This is a genomic window from Pseudomonas sp. dw_612 (assembly GCF_018449725.1).
Taxonomy (GTDB): Bacteria; Pseudomonadota; Gammaproteobacteria; order Pseudomonadales; family Pseudomonadaceae; genus Aquipseudomonas.
In genome coordinates this window covers 85,734-106,207 of sequence record NZ_JAAVVC010000011.1, presented here as the reverse complement: position 1 = coordinate 106,207, position 20,474 = coordinate 85,734, and the positions used below count along the sequence as shown (strand labels likewise).

General features: G+C 59.9%; 21 protein-coding genes and 1 pseudogene. 14 read left to right on the top strand and 8 right to left on the bottom strand.

Annotation, left to right across the window (positions count from 1 at the left end; translation table 11 throughout):
- Window positions 1-123 precede the first annotated feature (123 nt).
- The 5 genes from HB680_RS18090 to HB680_RS18070 form a co-directional block, all read right to left on the bottom strand.
- Complete coding sequence (locus HB680_RS18090; RefSeq protein WP_213939946.1) at window positions 124-504, bottom strand: Rho termination factor N-terminal domain-containing protein; 381 nt, start codon at window positions 502-504, stop codon at window positions 124-126.
- Between the two features lie 70 nt (window positions 505-574).
- On the bottom strand, window positions 575-832 hold the full coding sequence (locus HB680_RS18085) for a hypothetical protein (RefSeq protein ID WP_213939945.1): 258 nt from the start codon (window positions 830-832) through the stop codon (window positions 575-577).
- Window positions 833-885: 53 nt separating this feature from the next.
- Window positions 886-1,221, bottom strand: a complete 336-nt coding sequence (locus HB680_RS18080; RefSeq protein ID WP_213939944.1) for a hypothetical protein — start codon at window positions 1,219-1,221, stop codon at window positions 886-888.
- Between the two features lie 84 nt (window positions 1,222-1,305).
- The gene (locus tag HB680_RS18075) at window positions 1,306-2,508 is read right to left on the bottom strand and encodes an MFS transporter (protein ID WP_213939943.1); all 1,203 of its coding nucleotides are present in this window, start codon (window positions 2,506-2,508) and stop codon (window positions 1,306-1,308) included.
- 112 nt (window positions 2,509-2,620) lie between these two features.
- Window positions 2,621-3,274: an HD domain-containing protein gene (locus HB680_RS18070; RefSeq protein WP_213939942.1), complete on the bottom strand. Its 654-nt coding sequence runs from the start codon at window positions 3,272-3,274 to the stop codon at window positions 2,621-2,623.
- A 272-nt stretch (window positions 3,275-3,546) separates the two neighbouring features.
- Here HB680_RS18070 and HB680_RS18065 point away from each other — a divergent pair, with 272 nt between their 5' ends.
- From HB680_RS18065 to dgoD, 5 genes are all read left to right on the top strand, one after another.
- Window positions 3,547-4,029, top strand: a complete 483-nt coding sequence (locus HB680_RS18065) for a GNAT family N-acetyltransferase (RefSeq protein WP_213939941.1) — start codon at window positions 3,547-3,549, stop codon at window positions 4,027-4,029.
- 93 nt (window positions 4,030-4,122) lie between these two features.
- Window positions 4,123-5,085 (top strand): hypothetical protein, encoded by a 963-nt coding sequence (locus tag HB680_RS18060; protein ID WP_213939940.1) that lies wholly within the window; start codon window positions 4,123-4,125, stop codon window positions 5,083-5,085.
- Window positions 5,086-5,151: 66 nt separating this feature from the next.
- Window positions 5,152-6,144, top strand: a complete 993-nt coding sequence (locus HB680_RS18055; RefSeq protein ID WP_213939939.1) for a 2-dehydro-3-deoxygalactonokinase — start codon at window positions 5,152-5,154, stop codon at window positions 6,142-6,144.
- A 19-nt stretch (window positions 6,145-6,163) separates the two neighbouring features.
- Window positions 6,164-6,784: a 2-dehydro-3-deoxy-6-phosphogalactonate aldolase gene (locus HB680_RS18050; RefSeq protein WP_213939938.1), complete on the top strand. Its 621-nt coding sequence runs from the start codon at window positions 6,164-6,166 to the stop codon at window positions 6,782-6,784.
- Between the two features lie 48 nt (window positions 6,785-6,832).
- Window positions 6,833-7,981, top strand: a complete 1,149-nt coding sequence (gene dgoD / locus HB680_RS18045; protein WP_090186690.1) for a galactonate dehydratase — start codon at window positions 6,833-6,835, stop codon at window positions 7,979-7,981.
- 26 nt (window positions 7,982-8,007) lie between these two features.
- Here dgoD and HB680_RS32860 read toward each other — a convergent pair.
- Window positions 8,008-8,097: pseudogene (locus HB680_RS32860) on the bottom strand (DUF4381 domain-containing protein); the annotation flags it as partial.
- A 58-nt stretch (window positions 8,098-8,155) separates the two neighbouring features.
- Between HB680_RS32860 and HB680_RS18040 the strand changes: the two are divergent.
- The gene (locus HB680_RS18040; RefSeq protein WP_213939937.1) at window positions 8,156-9,466 is read left to right on the top strand and encodes an MFS transporter; all 1,311 of its coding nucleotides are present in this window, start codon (window positions 8,156-8,158) and stop codon (window positions 9,464-9,466) included.
- 60 nt (window positions 9,467-9,526) lie between these two features.
- Complete coding sequence (locus HB680_RS18035) at window positions 9,527-10,330, top strand: IclR family transcriptional regulator (protein WP_213939936.1); 804 nt, start codon at window positions 9,527-9,529, stop codon at window positions 10,328-10,330.
- Here HB680_RS18035 and HB680_RS18030 read toward each other — a convergent pair.
- A complete protein-coding gene (locus HB680_RS18030) occupies window positions 10,327-11,379 on the bottom strand; it encodes an NAD(P)-dependent alcohol dehydrogenase (RefSeq protein ID WP_213939935.1) in 1,053 nt (350 codons plus the stop codon). The two genes, HB680_RS18035 and HB680_RS18030, sit on opposite strands and share 4 nt — an antisense overlap.
- A gap of 191 nt (window positions 11,380-11,570) precedes the next feature.
- Between HB680_RS18030 and HB680_RS18025 the strand changes: the two genes are divergently transcribed.
- Window positions 11,571-12,461 carry an AraC family transcriptional regulator gene (locus HB680_RS18025; protein WP_213939934.1) on the top strand — a complete coding sequence of 297 codons (891 nt, stop codon included), beginning with the start codon at window positions 11,571-11,573 and terminating at the stop codon, window positions 12,459-12,461.
- A 185-nt stretch (window positions 12,462-12,646) separates the two neighbouring features.
- Here the strand turns inward: HB680_RS18025 and HB680_RS18020 are convergent, their stop codons facing one another.
- Window positions 12,647-14,311 (bottom strand): 4Fe-4S dicluster domain-containing protein, encoded by a 1,665-nt coding sequence (locus HB680_RS18020; RefSeq protein WP_213939933.1) that lies wholly within the window; start codon window positions 14,309-14,311, stop codon window positions 12,647-12,649.
- Window positions 14,312-14,856: 545 nt separating this feature from the next.
- Between HB680_RS18020 and HB680_RS18015 the strand changes: the two genes are divergently transcribed.
- The 6 genes from HB680_RS18015 (at window position 14,857) to HB680_RS17990 (ending at window position 20,401) form a co-directional block, all read left to right on the top strand.
- Window positions 14,857-15,606 carry an electron transfer flavoprotein subunit beta/FixA family protein gene (locus HB680_RS18015; RefSeq protein ID WP_123598523.1) on the top strand — a complete coding sequence of 250 codons (750 nt, stop codon included), beginning with the start codon at window positions 14,857-14,859 and terminating at the stop codon, window positions 15,604-15,606.
- On the top strand, window positions 15,607-16,536 hold the full coding sequence (locus HB680_RS18010) for an FAD-binding protein (RefSeq protein WP_213939932.1): 930 nt from the start codon (window positions 15,607-15,609) through the stop codon (window positions 16,534-16,536).
- 221 nt (window positions 16,537-16,757) lie between these two features.
- Entirely contained in the window at window positions 16,758-17,585 is an 828-nt protein-coding gene (locus HB680_RS18005; RefSeq protein WP_213939931.1) for a transporter substrate-binding domain-containing protein, read from the top strand.
- Between the two features lie 9 nt (window positions 17,586-17,594).
- Window positions 17,595-17,951, top strand: coding sequence for a DUF4398 domain-containing protein (locus tag HB680_RS18000; protein ID WP_213939930.1), 357 nt, complete (start codon window positions 17,595-17,597; stop codon window positions 17,949-17,951).
- Complete coding sequence (locus tag HB680_RS17995) at window positions 17,948-18,760, top strand: OmpA family protein (RefSeq protein WP_213939929.1); 813 nt, start codon at window positions 17,948-17,950, stop codon at window positions 18,758-18,760. The genes HB680_RS18000 and HB680_RS17995 overlap by 4 nt, the downstream gene beginning before the upstream one ends.
- A gap of 201 nt (window positions 18,761-18,961) precedes the next feature.
- Window positions 18,962-20,401 carry a PLP-dependent aminotransferase family protein gene (locus HB680_RS17990; protein ID WP_054051847.1) on the top strand — a complete coding sequence of 480 codons (1,440 nt, stop codon included), beginning with the start codon at window positions 18,962-18,964 and terminating at the stop codon, window positions 20,399-20,401.
- The last annotated feature ends 73 nt before the right edge of the window (window positions 20,402-20,474 follow it).

The window sequence follows — 20,474 nt, the reverse complement described above, 5'->3', positions numbered from 1 at the left end:
GTGCCTGATCGGCCGCCTTCGCGAGCAAGCCCGCTCCCACATTGGTTTTGTGACCGCCACAAATCCCCTGTGGGAGCGGGCTTGCTCGCGAAGGGGCCCTCAAATCAGTACACATCCAGATCGCTAACCCGCCTTGCGCAACGCCTCAATCAGCTCCTGCTTGCGCATCCCCGACCGCCCCGGAATCTTCTTCGCCCGGGCTTCTTTCATCAAACTGTCCACGGTTTGGGTATCGCGCGAAGCCTTGCTGTTACGCGGGTGACCTTCACGGCTGGCCGCCGCCCGGCGCGATGATTCCTGGCGATCTTCAGACTTGGCGCTCGCCGGTTTCTTGCGCCCGGAGCCACCGGCGCGTTCGCCGCCACCCGACTGTTTGTTCACCGTCGCCCAGGCCCGGGCTTCGGCTTCGTCTTTCGAAACACCTTTATGTTCGTAGCTTTCTTCAATGTGCTCGGCCTTGCGCTTTTGCTCGGCGGTGTATTGGTCTTTGCTTCCACGAGGCATGGGATTTCTCCTGCTGCTTGTAGAGTCTGTCTGACGGCCGCAATCGCGTACGACTGCGACCTGTTTCGGCTTACTGGAGTTCTAACTTGCGCGCCGCCTCAACCCCCGCCGCGCTGAGTTTGATCGGCAAGCTCAGCGAATGCTCGCCGGCCTCGTTGCAACTGACATGACCATGCTGGATCAATCCGCGATCCTGCAAAGTGGCGAGGGTACTGGCCACGACTTTCTCCCCCCGGTAATTGTCCAGGACCTCCTTGCCCAAACCACCCGGATGGGCGTGCAGCAGGCGGGTCAGGACTTCTTTTTCCAGGTTTTTATCGACGTTCATGGTTACCTCTTTCATGGATGTGGATAGGGTGTTGCGTCGCTCGCGTGGGCGAACTATTGGCCGGCACCTTCAGAGCCCGAACCACCGGTGGTGGTTTTCGAGCCCGTGCCGCTGCCGGCGTTATCGGGTGTCTGGCTGTCCGGCGTGCCCATTCCGCCCTGACGGCCGGTGTCGTTGCCCTTGAGGCGCGGATCAGTGCCCGTGGACGGTGGCAGACTGCTGTCGATGCCCGAGCCGTCGGTGTTCATGCCGGGCGCACTCTGGATAGCGGGGGCCTTGGGTTTTTCGACCGGGTCGGTGGGGCCGGTATCGGCCGTCGAAGTGGCGGCGAATGCCGTAGAGGACAGCAGGGCAGCAAGAGCGAGAGCGGTCAGCCGGGACATGATCATGGTGTCGTCTCCAGATTATTAGAGTCCTTACCTGATGTTGGTCCGCCCTCGATTTGGATTGGTGCCTGATGAACGACGAACGGTTCAGGCCTGTTGCAGGTTTTTGCCGAGGGTTTTGCGCCAGATCAGCCGGCCCACGGTGATCAGCCAGTTCAACGCGGCGATCAGCAAAACTGTAAACAATAATGTCGCCATGCCCTGCTCGACGATGAGCTTCCCGGCCAGCAACGGAAAGCCGAATACGCCGATAAAGTAGGACAGGCTGAACAGCAGCAACGCTTGCGGAGTGGTGCCATTCGGCGCTTCGTTCGCCGCCAGGCCGTTGATCACCGAGTACGTCAGGCCGTAGCCGACGCCGAGTATTACCGCCGCCAGCAGGTAAGTGAAGCTGCTGTCGACCACGAAGCCGAACATCCCGATCGCCGCCATCATCAGTCCCGATAACAGGCACGATGTGCGGAACGGATCGCGTCTGACCACGAAACTGGCGATCAGCATCCGGCTGCTGATCGCCGCGCCCATGAAGCCGAAAAAGAACAGCGAGTAATCCAGCGAGCGAGACGCTGCGTAGCTGGTCTGGAAACTCGACAGCCCGCCGAACACGCAGCCGCCGAGGCCGACCATGAGGATCGGGAACAGCGCTTTGGATGACAGCACTTGTCGGGTGGCGCGCCAGGAAATGCGCGAGACCGCTGCCGGGTTGGTGTGGGCTTTTTTCAGCTGCGAATCCAGGCGCCAGAACAGCACGACGCCGATCAGACTCGCCAGTGCCGCCAGGTAAAACGCAGCGGTCACCGGATACCCCAAAGCGCTGGCAGCGCGGCCCAGTAATGGACCACTGCCAATGCCCGTCATCATGCTGCCCGACAGCAGCGCGAAGTATTTCGCCCGCTGCGCCGGCGTCACCAGGCTCGCAACGATGATCGGGCCCAAGGTGTAAAAAACGCCCCAACCGAGGCCCAGCAGCAAACCGAAAAACAGCAGCAGGTTGCCGAATCCCGGCGTCAGCGCGAAGCCCAAACTCGCGGCCACCAACAGGAGGCCGAACAGCGCGATCGACCGCGCCGCGCCAAGCCAATCAGACAGGTGCCCGGAAACAATCACCGCCGCAAAGGTGCTGAGCATCGCCGCCGAAATCACGCTGCCGGCGTCATGCTCATTACCGCCCCGGGAGCCGATCAGCAGCGAGAGCAGGAACGTCGAGCCGTAGGACAGCGACAGGAGATAACTGGCGAGGCAAAACAGGCCGAACAACTTGCTCGGGACCTGGGCTGGTGCGGTAGACATTAGGCGGTTCCTTGACCCGATAGACGTGCGTGATACCTATCTACCATGCAAGACACCGCGGTTAGGTCCGGGGTTGTCGATTTCAGGGTTAGTGCCGGCCGGAGTAAGGGGTTCAGCAGACGCCGATTTCTTCCTTGAACAACTCCATGAATCCCTTAAGTCGCTGGTGACGAATCTGCGCCAGATGCTGGCCCGTGGTGGTCTGGAAACCGTCCGCCAGGTGCAGCAGCTTGGTTTGGAAATGATCGAGGCAAAAGCGTTTGTCGTCGTAATCCCGGGCCTTGGCTTCCGGGTCTTGCGGATCGTACAGCGCACTGCCCATGCGTCCGGCGATGTAGAAGGTGCGCGCCACGCCAAGCATGCCGAGGGAGTCGAGGCGGTCAGCGTCCTGCATGATTTTCGCTTCGAGGTTGGTCGGGGTGATATTGGCGGAAAAACTGTGAGCCTCGATGGCGTGCACGACGACGGCGATTTTTGTGGCTGGCCAATTCAGTGTCGTGAGCAACGTCGCCGCTTTCTCCGCCGCCAGCCTTGAGGCTTGGGAGCGCAGCGGCGAGTACTTTTCTACTGCCACACAGTCATGCAACAGCACCGCTGCCAGCAGCACCTCCATGTCGCCACCTTCTTGTGCCTGAAGCGTGCGCACGTTGTGCCACACCCGCTGCAAGTGCGACAGATCGTGGGCGCCATCCTCCGAGGGCTCCAGTGCATGGGGCAGCAGGGTTTCGGCGAGAGTTTGCAGAGGGGCGAAAGCGGTGGTGGTCATAAACATCCTTTTTGTCCAGAGCTCTTGTGGCAACGCGCACCTGTAGCAGCTGGCGAAGCCTGCGTTCGGCTGCGCAGCAGTCGTGAATCCAGGCGACTCGGTGTATCCGATGGACCGCGTGCGCAGGTTTGGCGTCTGCTGCGCAGCCGAACGCAAGCTTCGCCAGCTGCTACAGGTGAGCGGTGGGTTACAGGGTACTTTTTGCTTTCCCATGTGACGAGCGCCAGGTACCGCCTTAGTATGGCGTTTTCAACTTCCGACAAGGCACGTCCATGACGATCGAGATCCGCCCGGCGACCCCCAGCGATGCACCGCAAATCCTCGGGTTCATCACCGAACTGGCCGACTACGAACGTGCCCGTCACGAAGTCATCGCCAGCGTCGCGGACATCGAGCGCAGCCTGTTCAGCGAAGGCGCCACCGCCCACGGCCTGATCTGCCTGCGGGACGGTGTGCCGATCGGTTTCGCGGTGTTCTTCTTCAGCTATTCCACTTGGCTGGGCAGCAATTGCCTGTACTTGGAAGACCTCTACATCACCCCCGAACAACGCGGCGGCGGCGCCGGCAAAACCTTGCTGCGCCACCTGGCAAAAATCGCCTGCGCCAATGATTGCGGACGTTTTGAATGGAGCGTGCTCGACTGGAACAAACCAGCCATCGAGTTCTACAAATCCCTCGGCGCGCAGCCGCAGGAAGAGTGGGTGCGGTATCGGATGGATGGGGCGGTGTTACGGGAGTTTGCCGAGGGGCGCTGATGTGTGAGGGGGATCCGCCTATGAATCTGTTGTCGGTACTGCCCTAGTCCGGCACTCTGTGCGCCCTTTGCGCGCTCACGGACGACATCTGCAATGCAACTTGGCTTCTGCATTTTCCTGCGTTTTTTTACCTTGATGCTGTTCTGTGCACTCTGTTCGGGGTGCCTGCATCTCGATGTGCCGCCGGCACGCATAGAGTTCGTATCGATTAATCACGATAGATATTCGCTCTATGACGTGCGGTTCACCTCGGACAGGGATCTGATTCATTTGTATGAGGCCCATGGTCGGAGCGGACAGATAGGCACCAGCCTTCATTGTTCGCTCAATGGCGATCTCGACTTTTCCGTCGAACACAAGATTGCGCTGGAGGGTTATGGCCGCATAGAAGGTATGCGCCTGATCGAGGGCGATCGGCGTTATGAAATCCTGGCCAGTGTGCGATTTGAGAACAATGAGGACCGCTCTGGTTTGAGTTACATCGCTCCAGCAGAGCTGGTCCGGCTCCTGGAACCTCAGGATTACATGCCCTGCAAAGTCGTCATCACCGCGTTTCCGTTCAAGGCTTACTATTCGAAAGTGATGTACGTCCCGACGTCGCGGATTATTGCCGAGGTGAAAAATCCTCGAATTGCGCCTCGACGCGTTTCACTCAAACCCGCAGATCGCCCTTTGACCTGGCTGCAATTCGAGCCGGTTTGCATCGTTCGTTGGCGCGAAGAATTGTCACCGGCTTACGACCAGATCGACGACGTCGGTTTATGCCGCGATGTGCCTTACGCCGGTCTGTTGGCTTCATTCGCACCCAGCAACAAGAAACTGAGGCTTGTGACCTGGTCGGACCAAACCCCCAAGCCTCTGACGGCTTACACCCTGATTCGAGGCGATGGTCGGCGCGAACCCGGCATCTCGGCTGAGAACGGCGATACGCATCTGGTGGGTTCGATGACGCAGGAGACGCTGAAGGCTGAAGTCGGGGCGGATATTGGGGCCAGAGAGATATGGACACCGCAAATCGACGAGTCCCAATATGTGGGAGGATTAATTACATATTGAGATTTAGCCTCTAGGAGGTCTATAGTCCAGCTCACTCACTGCCAATAAAACAAAACAGGTGAAGCGATGCTGGCGCAATTGATCGCGCTCGATTGGGGGACAACCTCATTACGTGCTTACAAACTCGCCGCGGGTGGCCAGGTGCTGGAACAGCGTTCGCTGTCGTCCGGGATCATGCAGCTGCCCCGCACGCCCAGAATCATCAACGGCCAGGCATGCACCAACGGCTTTGAACTGGCCTTTGATGAGGCCTGCGGTGACTGGCTCGACGCCCAACCCGATTTGCCGGTGATCGCTTGCGGCATGGTCGGCAGCGCTCAGGGCTGGCGCGAAGCGGCCTACCGGGATACGCCGGCAAACGTCGCCAATCTCGGAACTTCCCTACAAACCGTTCGCAGTCTTCGCGGTGTCGATGTGCACATCGTGCCGGGCGTGATTCAGCGTTCGCACCTGCCGAATGTGATGCGCGGCGAAGAAACCCAGGTCCTTGGCGTGTTGCAGAGTCTGCCGGGCGGGGCGGTCGGCGATCTGTTGATCGGCCTGCCGGGCAGCCACTCGAAATGGGTGGAAGTCGCGGACGGCTGCATCGTGCATTTCGATACCTTCATGACCGGCGAAATCTTCGCCGTGCTCAGTGAACACAGCATTCTCGGGCGCACCCAGCAGCAGGGTGCGTCGTTCGATGGCCAGGCGTTTGATCGGGGCGTGCAAGTGGCCTTGTCGGCGGATGGCGAGATCGGGCCGTTATCGACACTGTTCAGCGCGCGTAGTCTCGGCTTGACCGGCGAACTCAACGCCACCGCCCAACCGGACTATCTGTCCGGGTTGTTGATCGGCCATGAACTGTCGGCCCTGGCCAGCGTTCAGCGGCATCGACGCAATAGCGTGCACCTGCCCTCGATCATCCTCATCGGAAACGCCCAACTCTGCGCGCGCTACTGCCGGGCCCTCGATGCCTGCGGCTTTGCCCGGGTGACCCTGGCCGAACAGGCCACCGAGCGCGGGTTGTGGCAACTGGCGGTCGCCGCCGGACTGATCAAACCCAATCCATCCCGTTAAACCTGACTGGAGGTCTGACATGCTCAAGCAAGCCCTGGCGCAAAATGGCCTGATCGCGATCCTGCGCGGCCTGCGTCCTACAGAGGCGGCTGCCATCGGCGAAGTCCTGTATTCCGCCGGATTTCGCGTCATTGAAGTGCCGCTTAATTCCCCGGAGCCGTACGAAAGTATCCGCATCCTGCGCAGTACCTTGCCGGCCGATTGCCTGATCGGCGCGGGCACGGTGTTGACGCCGGAACAGGTCGAGCAGGTGAAAGCGGCGGGCGGTCAGGTGATCGTCATGCCGCATAGCGATCCCAAGGTCTTGCGTGCGGCGAAAGCGGCGGGGTTGTTTCTGTCGCCGGGTGTGGCGACGCCGACCGAAGCCTTTGCCGCGTTGGCCGAAGGCGCGGACGTGCTGAAGATGTTCCCCGCCGAACAGATGGGGCCTGCCGTGGTGAAAGCCTGGCTCGCGGTGTTGCCGGCCGGAACGATTCTGGCACCGGTGGGCGGGATCACGCCGGACAACATGCAGGTGTTTATCGACGCGGGCGTCAAGGGTTTTGGCCTGGGTTCCGGGTTGTTCAAACCGGGCATGACGCCTGAGCAAGTGGCCGCCAATGCCAAGGCCTACGTGGCTGCATGGAACGCTCTGCAATAAGACTTTTTTGGCGCCGAGCGCGCTACCTCTAACAAGAGAGACGAACAGATGAAAATCACCAAACTCACCACCTTCATCGTCCCGCCGCGCTGGTGCTTCCTCAAGATCGAAACCGATGAGGGCGTGACCGGTTGGGGTGAACCTGTGGTCGAAGGCCGCGCCCACACCGTGGCCGCAGCCGTCGAAGAATTGTCCGACTACCTGATCGGCAAAGACCCACGCAACATCGAAGACATCTGGACCGTGCTCTATCGCGGCGGTTTCTATCGCGGCGGCGCGATCCACATGAGCGCACTGGCCGGTATCGACCAGGCGTTGTGGGACATCAAGGGCAAGGCCTTGGGTGTTTCGGTCAGCGATTTGCTCGGTGGTCAGGTGCGGGACAAGATTCGCGTGTATTCGTGGATCGGTGGCGACCGCCCGGCTGATACCGCCCGTGCGGCGAAAGAGGCGGTGGAGCGTGGTTTCACTGCGGTGAAAATGAACGGCACCGAAGAACTGCAATTCCTCGATTCCTTCGAAAAAGTCGACCTGGCCCTGGCCAACGTTGCCGCCGTGCGTGACGCGGTCGGCCCGAATGTCGGCATTGGCGTCGACTTCCATGGCCGGGTGCACAAGCCCATGGCCAAGGTGCTGATGAAGGAACTCGACCCGTACAAGTTGATGTTCATCGAAGAACCGGTGCTCAGTGAAAACTACGAAGCGCTGAAGGAACTGGCGCCGCTGACCAGCACCCCGATTGCCTTGGGCGAGCGGTTGTTCTCGCGCTGGGATTTCAAGCGCGTGCTCAGTGAAGGTTACGTCGACATCATCCAGCCCGATGCGTCCCACGCTGGCGGCATCACCGAAACCCGCAAGATCGCCAACATGGCCGAAGCCTACGACGTGGCGCTGGCCTTGCATTGCCCGCTGGGCCCGATTGCATTGGCCGCTTGCCTGCAACTGGATGCGGTTTGCTACAACGCGTTCATCCAGGAACAGAGCCTGGGCATCCATTACAACGAGAGCAACGACCTGCTCGACTATGTGAAAGATCCGCGGGTGTTCGATTACGACAAAGGCTTCGTGAAGATCCCGAACGGCCCGGGCCTGGGGATCGAAATCAACGAGGAATACGTGATCGAGCGCGCGGCGGTGGGTCATCGCTGGCGCAACCCGATCTGGCGTCACGCCGATGGCAGTTTTGCGGAGTGGTGAGTGCTCTCTGATCTCACCGAAATCCATTGTGGGAGCGGGCTTGCTCGCGAAAGCGGTGTGTCATTCAGCATCGATGTCGACTGACACACCGCATTCGCGAGCAAGCCCGCTCCCACAGGGTTTCAGCGCAAGTCTTGATACCGCCCTCAATAAACATAAGAAGAGGCATCCCTCATGCAACCGCAAACCCTCACCGGGCAGGCGTCGTTGGTGACGCCCAGCCGCAAGCGTTTTTTCATCATGGTGCTGCTGTTTATCACCGTGGTGATCAACTACCTGGACCGCAGCAACCTGTCGATCGCCGCCCCGGCGCTGACCACCGAACTGGGGATCGACCCGATCCACGTCGGATTGATTTTCTCGGCGTTCGGCTGGACCTACGCCGCCATGCAGATCCCCGGCGGCTGGCTGGTGGATCGCGTGCCGCCAAGGATTCTCTACAGCGTCGCACTGCTGCTGTGGTCGATCGCCACGGTGATGCTCGGTTTTGCCGGCAGCTTCATTGCGTTGTTCGTGCTGCGGATGGCGGTTGGTGCGCTGGAAGCCCCGGCTTATCCGATCAACAGCCGCGTGGTCACCACTTGGTTCCCTGAGCGCGAGCGCGCCACCGCCATCGGTTTCTACACCTCCGGGCAGTTTGTCGGGTTGGCGTTCCTGACGCCGGTACTGGCCTGGCTGCAGCATGAATTTGGCTGGCACATGGTGTTCGTCAGCACCGGTGTGGTCGGCATTATCTGGGCGGTGATTTGGTACGCGGTGTATCGTGAGCCCCGGGATTTCAAGGGCGCCAACGACGCCGAAATCGACCTGATCCGCGAGGGCGGCGGGCTGGTGGATATCCAGGCTGAACAGGCCAAAGTCAAAGCCAAGTTCAGCTGGACCGACCTCGGAATCGTCCTGAGCAAACGCAAGCTGTGGGGCATTTACCTCGGCCAGTTCTGCCTCAACTCGACGTTGTGGTTTTTCCTGACGTGGTTCCCGACCTACCTGGTGAAATATCGCGGCATGGACTTCATCAAGTCTGGCCTGCTGGCATCGCTGCCATTTCTCGCAGCGTTTGTGGGCGTGCTGTGTTCCGGGTTCTTCTCGGACTTTTTGATCCGTCGCGGTTACACCGTCGGTTTCGCCCGCAAGCTGCCGATCATTGGCGGCCTGCTGATTTCCACTTCGATCATCGGCGCCAACTTCGTCGAATCGACACCGCTGGTGATTGCCTTCCTCGCGCTGGCGTTTTTCGGTAACGGTCTGGCCTCGATCACCTGGTCGCTGGTGTCAACGTTGGCCCCGGCGCGGTTGCTCGGGTTGACCGGCGGGGTGTTCAATTTCATTGGCAACCTGTCGGCGATTACCACGCCGATCGTCATCGGTTTCCTCGCCACTGGCGATTCGTTTGCCCCGGCGATTACCTACATCGCGGTTCTCGCATTGATTGGTGCACTTTCCTACGTGCTGCTGGTGGGCAAGGTCGAGCGTATCAAGTTGTAGTGGCAGCCATCGGGCGACCATAATGCCGCCCGTTCCCTCGCTCAACGGTAAAGGCTGGATATGCAGGAAGACGCCCCAAAAATCGCCAAGGACGCCGCGCCGACCGGCACCCAGACACTGCTTCGTGGTTTGGGTGTGGTTCAGGCCGTGGCCAGTGGTGCCCGCGATCTCAAGGAAATTGCCCGACTCATCGGCACCACGCGCAGCACCACTCATCGTCTGGCCAGTTGCCTGGTGGACGAGCGTTATTTGCGTGTCGTCCCGCAAGTTGGCTATTTGCTGGGGCCGAAGCTGATCGAGCTGGGCTTTCAGGCACGGGAAGAGTTGCCGTTGGTGACGTTGGCCGGACCGTATCTGGATGAGTTGTCGGCGCTGACGGGCGACACCATTCACTTGGCGATTCGCGAAGGCGACGAGGTGTTGTACCTGCACAAGAATCCAGGGCGCAATGGCCCGGAAATGCGCTCGCGGGTCGGCCATCGCATGCCGTTGGCGCGGACCGGGATCGGTAAGGCGCTGATGCTCGATGATACTCAAGAAGACTGGAAACGGCTGTACGAAGTCAGCCTGCCGGCCGGTGGGAAAAATCTGTTTTGGCCGCAGCACCCGGAGCAATCCTGGGAGCAGTTTCAGCAGCGCATGGTGGACTATGTGGCGGGGGGCTACGCGTTCGATCTGGAAGACAACGAACCGTCGATTCGTTGTGTGGCGGCGCCGATCCGCGATGCCAGCAAGCGCATCGTTGCCGGTATCAGCATCGCCAGCACCGTGCCGTACATGCCGCTGGAAAAAATGGCCGAGCTGATTCCCCTGATCAAAGGGGTCACGGCCCGGCTCTCGGCTGAACTCGGTGCGAAGGCTTAGACCTTCAGCGTCGCCATGTCGATCACGAAGCGGTACTTCACATCACCGGCAATCATGCGGGTGAACGCTTCGTTGATCTGATGGATGTCGAGCATTTCGATGTCGCAGGTGATGTTGTGCTCGGCGCAGAAATCCAGCACTTCCTGGGTTTCGGCGACGCCACCGATCAGCGAACCGGCGAGTACGCGACGGCTCATCACCAGTTTGCCGGCGTGGACCGGCGGATCGATCGGTTCGATCAAGCCCACCAGAATGTGCACGCCATCAAAACGCAGGGTATCGAGGTAGGGGTTGAGGTCGTGCTGCACCGGGATGGTGTCCAGCAGGAAGTCGAAATGCCCGGCGGCGGCCTTCATCTGTTCGGCATCGGTGGACACGATCACGTGGTCCGCGCCTTGACGCCGCGCTTCTTCAGCCTTGCTCGCCGAGCGGGTGAACAGTGTCACTTCCGCGCCCATGGCTTTGGCGAACTTGATGCCCATGTGGCCCAGGCCGCCCATGCCGAGGACCCCGACCTTATCGCCAGCCTTCACGCCGTAATGCTTGAGCGGCGAGTAGGTGGTGATGCCGGCGCAGAGGATCGGCGCGGCGCTGGCCAGGTCGAGTTTTTCCGGGATGCGCACCACGAAGTGCTCGCTGACCACGATGCTGTCGGAGTAACCGCCCATGGTGTTGCTGCCATCGACCCGGTCCGGGGTGGCGTAGGTCATGGTCGGGCCTTCGAGGCAATATTGCTCGAGGTTGGCTTGGCAGGCATCACAACTGCGGCAGGAATCGACCATGCAGCCGACACCGACCAGATCACCGATTTTGTGTTTGGTCACGTTCGCACCGACGGCAGTCACTTTGCCGACGATCTCGTGGCCGGGCATCAGTGGATAAACGGCGATGCCCCATTCGTTACGGGCTTGGTGGATGTCGGAATGGCAGACGCCGCAGTAGAGAATCTCGATCGCCACGTCGTCGGCCCGTGGGCTGCGGCGCTCGAATTTCACGGGGGCGAGGGGAGTGGTGGCCGACTGGGCGGCGTATCCGATAGCGGTGTACATGAGGAACCTCGCAAAAGCAGTGACAGGTGAGATGCGCCATTTTGGGGGTCGATACCGACATCAGCCATGACGATTCCTCCGGGTGTCATGCCTAATCCTCCGGCATGTACCGTTGATGGGTCGCATTGCCCGCCAGACCTGCGATGATGTTTTCATCCCTTTTTTCGTCACTTTTGAGTGAAGAGCTGCCCATGTTGTTGACCCGTCATCTCGACGCCAATGCCACGCTGGTTTCACTGATTCAACCGCTGACCACTCGCGACGGTTTCGCCCCCACGGCGTTGCCGGGCGTGCAGGTGTTGCGCGCCAGTTGCGACGTGGCGCGGGGGCCGCAGATTTATGAACCGAGCCTGGTGATCATCGTTCAGGGCAGCAAATTAGCGTATCTGGGACCGCGTACCTTGGAGTACGGCGCCGGACACTATCTGATTCAGGCGTTGCCGGTGCCGTTCGAGTGCGAAACCTTTGCCGCGCCGGAAGGGCCGATGCTGGGGATTTCCATCGCCATTGACCGGGTGTTGCTCGGCGAATTGGTGCTGGCCATGGGGTTGGTGTCGGGGCGCAGCGTGGCGGCGCAGACGCTGGAGTCGATGACCTCGGCGGTGCTCGATGACGGGATGCGCGGTTGTGTGGAGCGGCTGTTGCGTTGCCTGCACGATCCGCTGGAATGTCAGATCATGGGGCCTGCGCGTTTGCGTGAATTGTTGTTCGTCGCGTTGCGTGGCCCCCAGGCCGATGTGCTGCGGGCATTGGTCGAACAGCAGGGGCAATTCGCGCGGATTGCGGCGTCGCTGAATCATCTACACGGGCATTTCACCGAACCGCTGAATGTCGAGACGTTGGCCAGTTGCGCGAACATGAGCGCGTCGACTTTTCATGAGCATTTCAAGCGCAGCACGTTGTTGTCGCCAGTGCAGTATCTGAAGCGCTTGCGCTTGCTCAAGGCGCAGCAATTGTTGCTGTCCCAAGGGTTGGGCGTGGCGCAGGTGGCGCATCGGGTGGGGTATCAGAGCACGTCGCAATTCAGTCGCGAATACAAGCGCTACTTTGAGCGTAGTCCGGGGGATGAGCGGGCGGCCTGACACACCACAATCCCCTTGTGAGAGCGGACTTGCTCGCGAATGCGGTGTGTCAGTTGATTTAAAAGGTGACTGGTACACCGCATTCGCGAGCAAGCCCGCTCCCACAGGGGGGGCTGTGTGGTTGCTTAAATCCCGGGCAACAAAAAGGCCCCCATGTCGGGAGCCTTGATGTTCAGGCGTTCGGCTTACATATTCGGGTAAGTCGGGCCGCCGGAGCCTTCCGGCGCCACCCAGGTGATGTTCTGTGCAGGGTCCTTGATGTCGCAGGTCTTGCAGTGAACGCAGTTCTGGGCGTTGATCTGGAAGCGCTTCTCACCGTCTTCCTTTGTCACCACTTCGTACACGCCGGCCGGGCAGTAACGCTGGGCAGGTTCATCGTACAGCGGCAGGTTCTTGCTGATCGGGATGCTCGGGTCGGTCAGCTTCAGGTGGCACGGCTGTTCTTCTTCGTGGTTGGTACCGGAGATGAACACCGAGCTGAGTTTGTCGAAGCTGATCTTGCCGTCCGGTTTCGGGTAGTCGATCTTCTTGCAGTCGGCCGCGAGCTTCAGGCACGCGTAATCCGGCTTGGTGTCGTGCAGGGTGAACGGCAGTTTGCCGCCGAAGATGTTCTGGTCGAGCCAGTTGAAACCGCCGCCAACGATAGCGCCGAACTTGTGGATCGCCGGGCCGAAGTTACGGCTGGCGAACAGTTCGTCGTAGAGCCAGCTCTTCTTGAACGCGTCGACGTAGGTGGTCAGTTCTTCGGTGCCGTCTTTCTCTGCGAACAGCGCCTCGGCCACGGATTCAGCGGCCAGCATGCCGGACTTCATCGCGGTGTGGCTGCCTTTGATCTTGGCGAAGTTCAGGGTGCCGAGGTCGCAACCGATCAGCGCGCCGCCCTTGAACACCATTTTCGGCAGCGAGTTCAGGCCACCCTTGCAGATCGCACGCGCGCCGTAGCTGATGCGCTTGCCGCCTTCCAGGTACTGCTTGAGCACCGGGTGATGCTTGAGGCGCTGGAATTCGTCGAACGGCGACAGGTAGGTGTTGCTGTAGGAAAGATCGACGATCAGACCGACCACCACCTGATTGTTTTCCAGGTGATAGAGGAACGAGCCACCGGTGTTCTCGGTGCCCATGATGTCCAGCGGCCAACCGGCGGTGTGCACCACCAGGCCTGGCTGATGCTTGGCGGGGTCGATTTCCCAGATTTCTTTCAGGCCGATGCCGTAGTGCTGAGCGTCGGCTTCGCTGTCGAGGTTGAAGCGCTTGATCAACTGTTTGCCGATGTGGCCACGGCAACCTTCGGCGAACAGCGTGTATTTGCCACGCAGCTCCATGCCCGGGGTGTACAGGCCTTCTTTGGGGTTGCCTTCGCGGTCAACACCCAGATCACCGGTGATGATCCCGCGCACTACGCCGTTCTCGTCGAACAGCGCTTCCTGGGCGGCGAAGCCCGGGTAGATTTCCACGCCCAGGTTCTCGGCCTGCTGGGCGAGCCAGCGGCACAGGTTGCCCAGGGAGATGATGTAGTTGCCTTCGTTGTGCATGGTCTTGGGCACAAAGAGGTCTGGGATTTTCTGCGCGCTGTCGGCGTTCTTGAGAACGAAGATGTCATCGCGGGTGACCGGCGTGTTCAGCGGCGCGCCGAGTTCTTTCCAGTCCGGGAACAATTCGTTCAGGGCCCGTGGTTCGAACACGGCACCGGACAAGATGTGAGCACCGACTTCGGAGCCTTTTTCGACCACGCAGACGCTGATTTCCTTACCGGCTTCAGCAGCCTTCTGCTTCAAGCGGCAGGCGGCGGAAAGACCAGCGGGGCCGGCACCGACGATGACCACGTCGAATTCCATGTATTCGCGTTCCACAGGTTATCTCCTACTCAAGGCTCAACAGTTTTTTTTCTAATTGGAGGTTTGGTGTCGCATCCATGAATCCCGGCGCAATGCCGGAAGAGGACAATCGATGAACCACCTTTCTCTCTGGGTGGCGCATTATATCTACACCACTCCTAGCGTCCAATACAAACGTTTGTTTGAATTGGCTCCAGGCCAGAGAAATCAAAGTAACGCGGCTTATGACTGGCCATTTTGCCGTATTGACCGGAATAGGCGTTCCGGTCAAGATACGGGCGGTTTTGCGCTCGCCGTAGGCTGACTGTTGGTTTCAAGAGCACCTCTAAAGACAGGGCGATGGCAGTACAAGGTGATGCGCAGCAAGATTCGGCGCGCAGTTTACACGCCGCGCTAATGAATGACTCGTCAGTCACCACTGACGAACGGTCATTATTAACGCAGGGCAGTGTCACCCCGTTCAGATGCCAGCGTTTTTAGAGGTGCCCTTGCGCCCACGAGCATCAACCGCCAGGTTCGCCTAGGCGACTTTCTTTTCACCGGAGAGTAACGAGGAATCCATGAAGGTTCTTGTAGCTGTCAAACGCGTTGTGGATTACAACGTCAAGGTTCGCGTCAAGGCGGACAATTCCGGCGTCGACCTCGCTAACGTGAAGATGTCGATGAACCCATTCTGCGAAATCGCCGTGGAAGAAGCCGTACGCCTGAAAGAGAAAGGCGTTGCGACTGAAATCGTCGTCGTTTCCGTCGGCCCGTCCACCGCTCAAGAGCAACTGCGCACCGCGCTGGCTCTGGGTGCCGACCGCGCCATCCTCGTCGAATCCGCTGAAGATCTGACGTCCCTGGCCGTTGCCAAACTGTTGAAAGCCGTTGTCGACAAGGAACAGCCTCAGCTGGTGATCCTCGGCAAACAAGCCATCGACAGCGACAACAACCAGACTGGCCAGATGCTCGCTGCATTGAGCGGCTACGGTCAGGGCACGTTCGCTTCGAAAGTTGAAGTCACTGGCGATACCGTTGCCGTGACCCGCGAAATCGACGGCGGCGCGCAGACAGTTTCCCTGAAACTGCCGGCCATCGTCACCACCGACCTGCGTTTGAACGAGCCGCGCTATGCGTCCCTGCCAAACATCATGAAAGCCAAGAAGAAGCCTCTCGAAGTGCTGACTCCGGACGCTTTGGGCGTTTCCACCGCCTCCACCAACAAGACCGTGAAAGTCGAAGCGCCTGCTGCACGCAGCGCGGGTATCAAGGTCAAGTCGGTGGCTGAACTGGTCGAGAAACTGAAAAACGAAGCGAAGGTAATCTAAATGACTATCTTGGTTATTGCTGAACACGACAACAAAGTGCTGGCCCCGGCCACGCTGAACACCGTGGCCGCTGCCGCTAAAATTGGTGGTGACATTCACGTTCTGGTGGCCGGCCAAGGCGCTGGTTCCGTGGCTGAAGCCGCTGCGAAAATCGCTGGCGTGGCGAAAGTGCTGGTGGCCGACAACGCCGCCTACGCTCACCAGTTGCCGGAAAACGTTGCTCCGCTCGTCGCCGAGTTGGGCAAGGGCTACAGCCACATCCTGGCTGCCGCGACGTCCAACGGCAAAAACATCCTGCCGCGCGTTGCCGCGACCCTGGACGTTGACCAGATCTCCGAGATCATCTCGGTCGAAAGCGCTGACACCTTCAAGCGTCCGATCTACGCCGGTAACGCCATCGCCACCGTTCAATCGAACGCGGCCGTGAAAGTGATCACCGTGCGCGCCACCGGTTTCGACCCGGTTGCCGCTGAAGGTGGTTCGGCTGCTGTTGAAGCGGTTGCTGCTGCCCACGACGCTGGCACTTCGAGCTTCGTCGGCGAAGAACTGGCCAAGTCCGATCGTCCGGAACTGACCGCTGCCAAGATCGTCGTTTCCGGCGGTCGCGGCATGCAGAACGGCGACAACTTCAAACACCTGTACGCCCTGGCCGACAAGCTGGGCGCTGCTGTCGGTGCTTCCCGCGCTGCGGTCGACGCAGGTTTCGTACCCAACGACATGCAGGTCGGTCAGACCGGCAAGATCGTTGCTCCACAGCTGTACATCGCGGTCGGTATCTCCGGCGCGATCCAGCACCTGGCCGGCATGAAAGACTCCAAAGTGATCGTTGCGATCAACAAGGACGAAGAAGCGCCGATCTTCCAGGTGGCCGATTACGGCCTGGTGGCGGACCTGTTCGAAGCAATCCCCGAGTTCGAGAAGCTGGTCTAATCCAGCGGCTTAAACTATAAAGAGCCCGGCCTTTTGGTCGGGCTTTTTTTTTGTTCCGCTGTAGGAGCTGGTAGGAGCTGTCGAGTGAAACGAGGCTGCGATCTTTTGATCTTTCGCTTGAGTCTCAAGTGAACTCGAAAAGATCGCAGCCTCGTTTCACTCGACAGCTCCTACAGCGCTCCTACAGGTGACATAACCGGGATTGAGCGGAGTGTATTGCTATGGATCTGCGTCTTGTATGGGGCTTGCTGGGATTGTCACTATTGCCAGGGCTATGCGCAGCCGCAGGCAAGTGCGAACGCCTGGTGGTCACCGGCAGCCCGGACGCGCCGCCGTACCTGTGGCAAGACCCGCAAAACCCCAAACACCTGATCGGCGCCAGCGCCGATTTGTTGCAGCAAGTGGCGGGGGAGTTGGGCATCAAGATCGACATGCTGTATGCCGGCAAACGCGCCCAGGCCCTGGATGAAGTGCGCAGCGGGCGCATGGACATGCTGGCGGACGCACCGTTGACGATCAACGAGCTGGAAACCCTGGATTACATCCATCCGCCGCTGCTGGAAAACGACTATCTGGTCTGGACCCGCAAGGGCTCAACGCTGGTCTACAGCGAAGCGAAAGACCTGCACGGGCACCCCGGCGCCGTGTCGGAAAAGTCTCGAATGACCCGGGAGTTCGGCACTTTCGCCGAGCAGCAATTGACCCTGACCCGTACACCAAACCTGACCCAGACCCTTCAGAAATTGCTGCTGGGTGAAGTGGAATATGTACTCGCCGGGCGCTACTCAGGCATGGCGGCCGCGCAGGCATTGGGCATGGGCAATGACCTGCAAGCCTATCCGCAACCGGTCGATAAACCCGGCCTGTTCCTCGCGGTTTCCCATAACTCCGCCTGCAACGATCCGTGGTTGCGCGGACAGCTGGCCAAAAAGATGACAGAATTGCCCGCGTCCGGACTGACGGAAGCTGTTCTGCTGCGCAATATCGAGCGTTGGAAAGCACAACTCTCCCAACGGCAGCAACAACCCGTCAGTACCCCAAAACAGTAGGGATTTTTAGTGAGTATTCGACCTCTTTTCGCTGCCCTGGCCGTTCTGGCTCTGGCGGGTTGTGCAGCCGATCCGGCGCCGAATGAACAAATTCGCCTGACCGAGCAGGCACTCGAACAAGCCAAAGCCGTTGGCGCCACCGCTGACGAAGTGCCGGAGCTGAAACTGGCCGAAGACAAGTTCTCCCGCGCACAGGGCGACATGACCGATCAGTCTTACAAACACGCCCGCATGCGCGCCGAACAGGCCGAGTTGGACGCGCGCCTGGCCGAAGCCCGGGTCCTGACCCTCAAGAGCCAAGAGCAGTTGAACCTGCTCAATACCCGCATCACTCGCCTGCGCAAGCAACTGGGGGATGCCCAATGAGCCTCAAATCCAAAGCACTCGGCGGTTTGATCCTCGCAGGTTGCGCCAGCCTGTATGGCTGCGCCGGTCAGCACAGCGAGACGGCGTTGCAGCAGGCCGGTGCCGACTTCCAGAAGGTCAAGGAAGACTCGAATGTGTTGCGTATTGCGCCCAAGGACGTCATCCGCGCCGGTGAGTCCCTGGCCCGCGCCGATCGCTTGTCCAGCTACTGGGGCAGCGGTTCGGATGTGGTGCATTACGCTTATCTGAGTCAGCGCTACAGCGAAATTGCCCGCGAACACACCAACCAGGTGCTCAACGAGGAGCAGGCGGCCAAGCTCGAACTGGAACGCCAGCGCCTGCAACTGGCCCTGCGCGAATCCAAACTGCTGAGCGTGCAGCAACAGGGCAAGTGGCTCGAAGAGCAAATCGTCGCGCTGGCGACCACCCAGACCGATCGCGGTCTGGTGATGACCCTGGGCGACGTGTTGTTCGATACCGGCGAGGCAGAATTGAAGAATTCGGCGAACCGCGTGGTGCTGAAGATCGTGCAGTTCCTGCAGCTCAACCCCAAGCGCGTGGTGCGGATCGAGGGCTACACCGACAGCACCGGCGGCAAGCAGGACAACCTCAAACTGTCCCGCGACCGTGCGCAATCGGTGGCCGACGTGCTGATGGACCTGGGTATCGACGATAAACGCATTCAGGTCGAAGGCTATGGCGATGAATACCCGGTGGACGTGAACGCCTCTGAGCGCGGTCGCGCACAGAACCGTCGGGTAGAAATTGTGTTCTCCGACGAAAAAGGCCAGCTCGGCGCCGCCCGCTAAGGGCTGCGTTTCTGGAAAACCCGGCCTGCCAGACAGCGCCGGGTTTTTTTACGCCTGCCAATCGCTTCACAAAGCAGTACAGATTTTGCTGACACTGCACTGTACGGTCGACTATTGTGGCAACTGTCCCCGTACACTTCTAAACTGTTCCGGTATTGTTTCACACAAGAATAAAATGCCCGTGAAATCGAGTGCTGCGTCATGACCAATCTCTTGCTCTACCAACGTATTGCTCAGCAACTGGCCGAAGACATCCGTCGCGGTGTCTATCAACCGGGGGAGCGCGTGCCTTCGGTGCGCAAGATGAGCTCGCAGCTCAATGTCAGCCATGCAACGGTGTTGCAGGCTTACGCCAACCTTGAGGACCAGGGCCTGATCCGCGCCCGGCCGCAGTCCGGTTACTACGTACACCAGACCCCGGCCCTGACGGCGCCGACGCCGGACATCGCTCGGGTCGAACGGCCGGGTCTGGTTACGCGCAGCAGCATCATTCAGCAAGTGCTGGTCGAATCCCGCCGCGAGGGTGTGTTCCCCTTGGGCGCGGCGGTGCCGAGCGTCGATTATTTGCCGGTCCGCGCGCTGCATCAACAACTGGCCAAAGTCACCCGATTCCATAGCCCGAGGGCGTTCAGCTACATGTTCAGCCCGGGTTTTGAACCGTTGCGCCGTCAAGTGGCGATCCGCATGCGCGATGCTGGCGTAGTGGTTGATCCGTCCGAAGTCGTGATCACCCACGGTTGCGTCGATGCGTTGCAGATGTCGCTGCGGGTATTGACCCGGCCCGGCGACCTGATCGCTGCCGAATCACCGACGTATTACGGCTTACTGCAACTGGCCGACTTGCTTGGCCTTAAAGTCATCGAAATCCCCAGCGACCCTGCTACCGGGATGAGCCTCGAGGCCCTGCAACTGGCCGCCAACCAGTGGTCGATCAAGGCGTTGGTGCTGACCACCCGCCTGAGTAATCCACTGGGCGGCACCATGCCCGAAGAGCGGCAGAAACAATTGCTGCGCCTGGCTTCGGATTTCGATATCCAAATCGTCGAAGACGACATCTACGGCGAATTGATGTTCGAGCAGGGCCGTACCAAAGCGCTCAAGGCCTATGATCGGCTGGATCGGGTGATCTACTGCTCAAGCTTCTCCAAAACCCTGTCGCCGGGGGTGCGGATTGGCTGGATGATCGCCGGCAAGTACCAGCAGGAGATCCAGCGCTTGCAGACGTTCAGTACGCATTCGGCGTGCAGCGTCACGCAGATGGGCATTGCGGCTTACCTGGAAAACGGCGGTTACGACCGGCATTTGCGTTACATCCGTCAGGAGTACCGGAAAAACCTCAGCGCCTTCCAGTTGGCGGTGCAGCAGTATTTCCCTGAAGGCACGCAAATGAGCCGGCCAACCGGTGGCTTTATTTTGTGGGTCAGCCTGCCGGGGCGGGTCAATACTCAGGAATTGCATGTGCGGGCCTTGCAGCAGGGCATCAGCATCGCGCCGGGGCTGATTTTCAGTAACACCGAGCAATTCAATCATTGCATTCGACTGAACTGTGGCACGCCCTGGAACCGTGAAGCCGAGCGTGCATTGATGACCCTCGGGCTGCTGGCGACCCAACTCTGTCAGGAGACGGCCAGCGGTTTTTGATCGCACGGGCAGGTATCCACTGCCCGTGCTTGTCATGTCGCGTGCAACAAGCGAGCATATGCCCCCTCTGCCG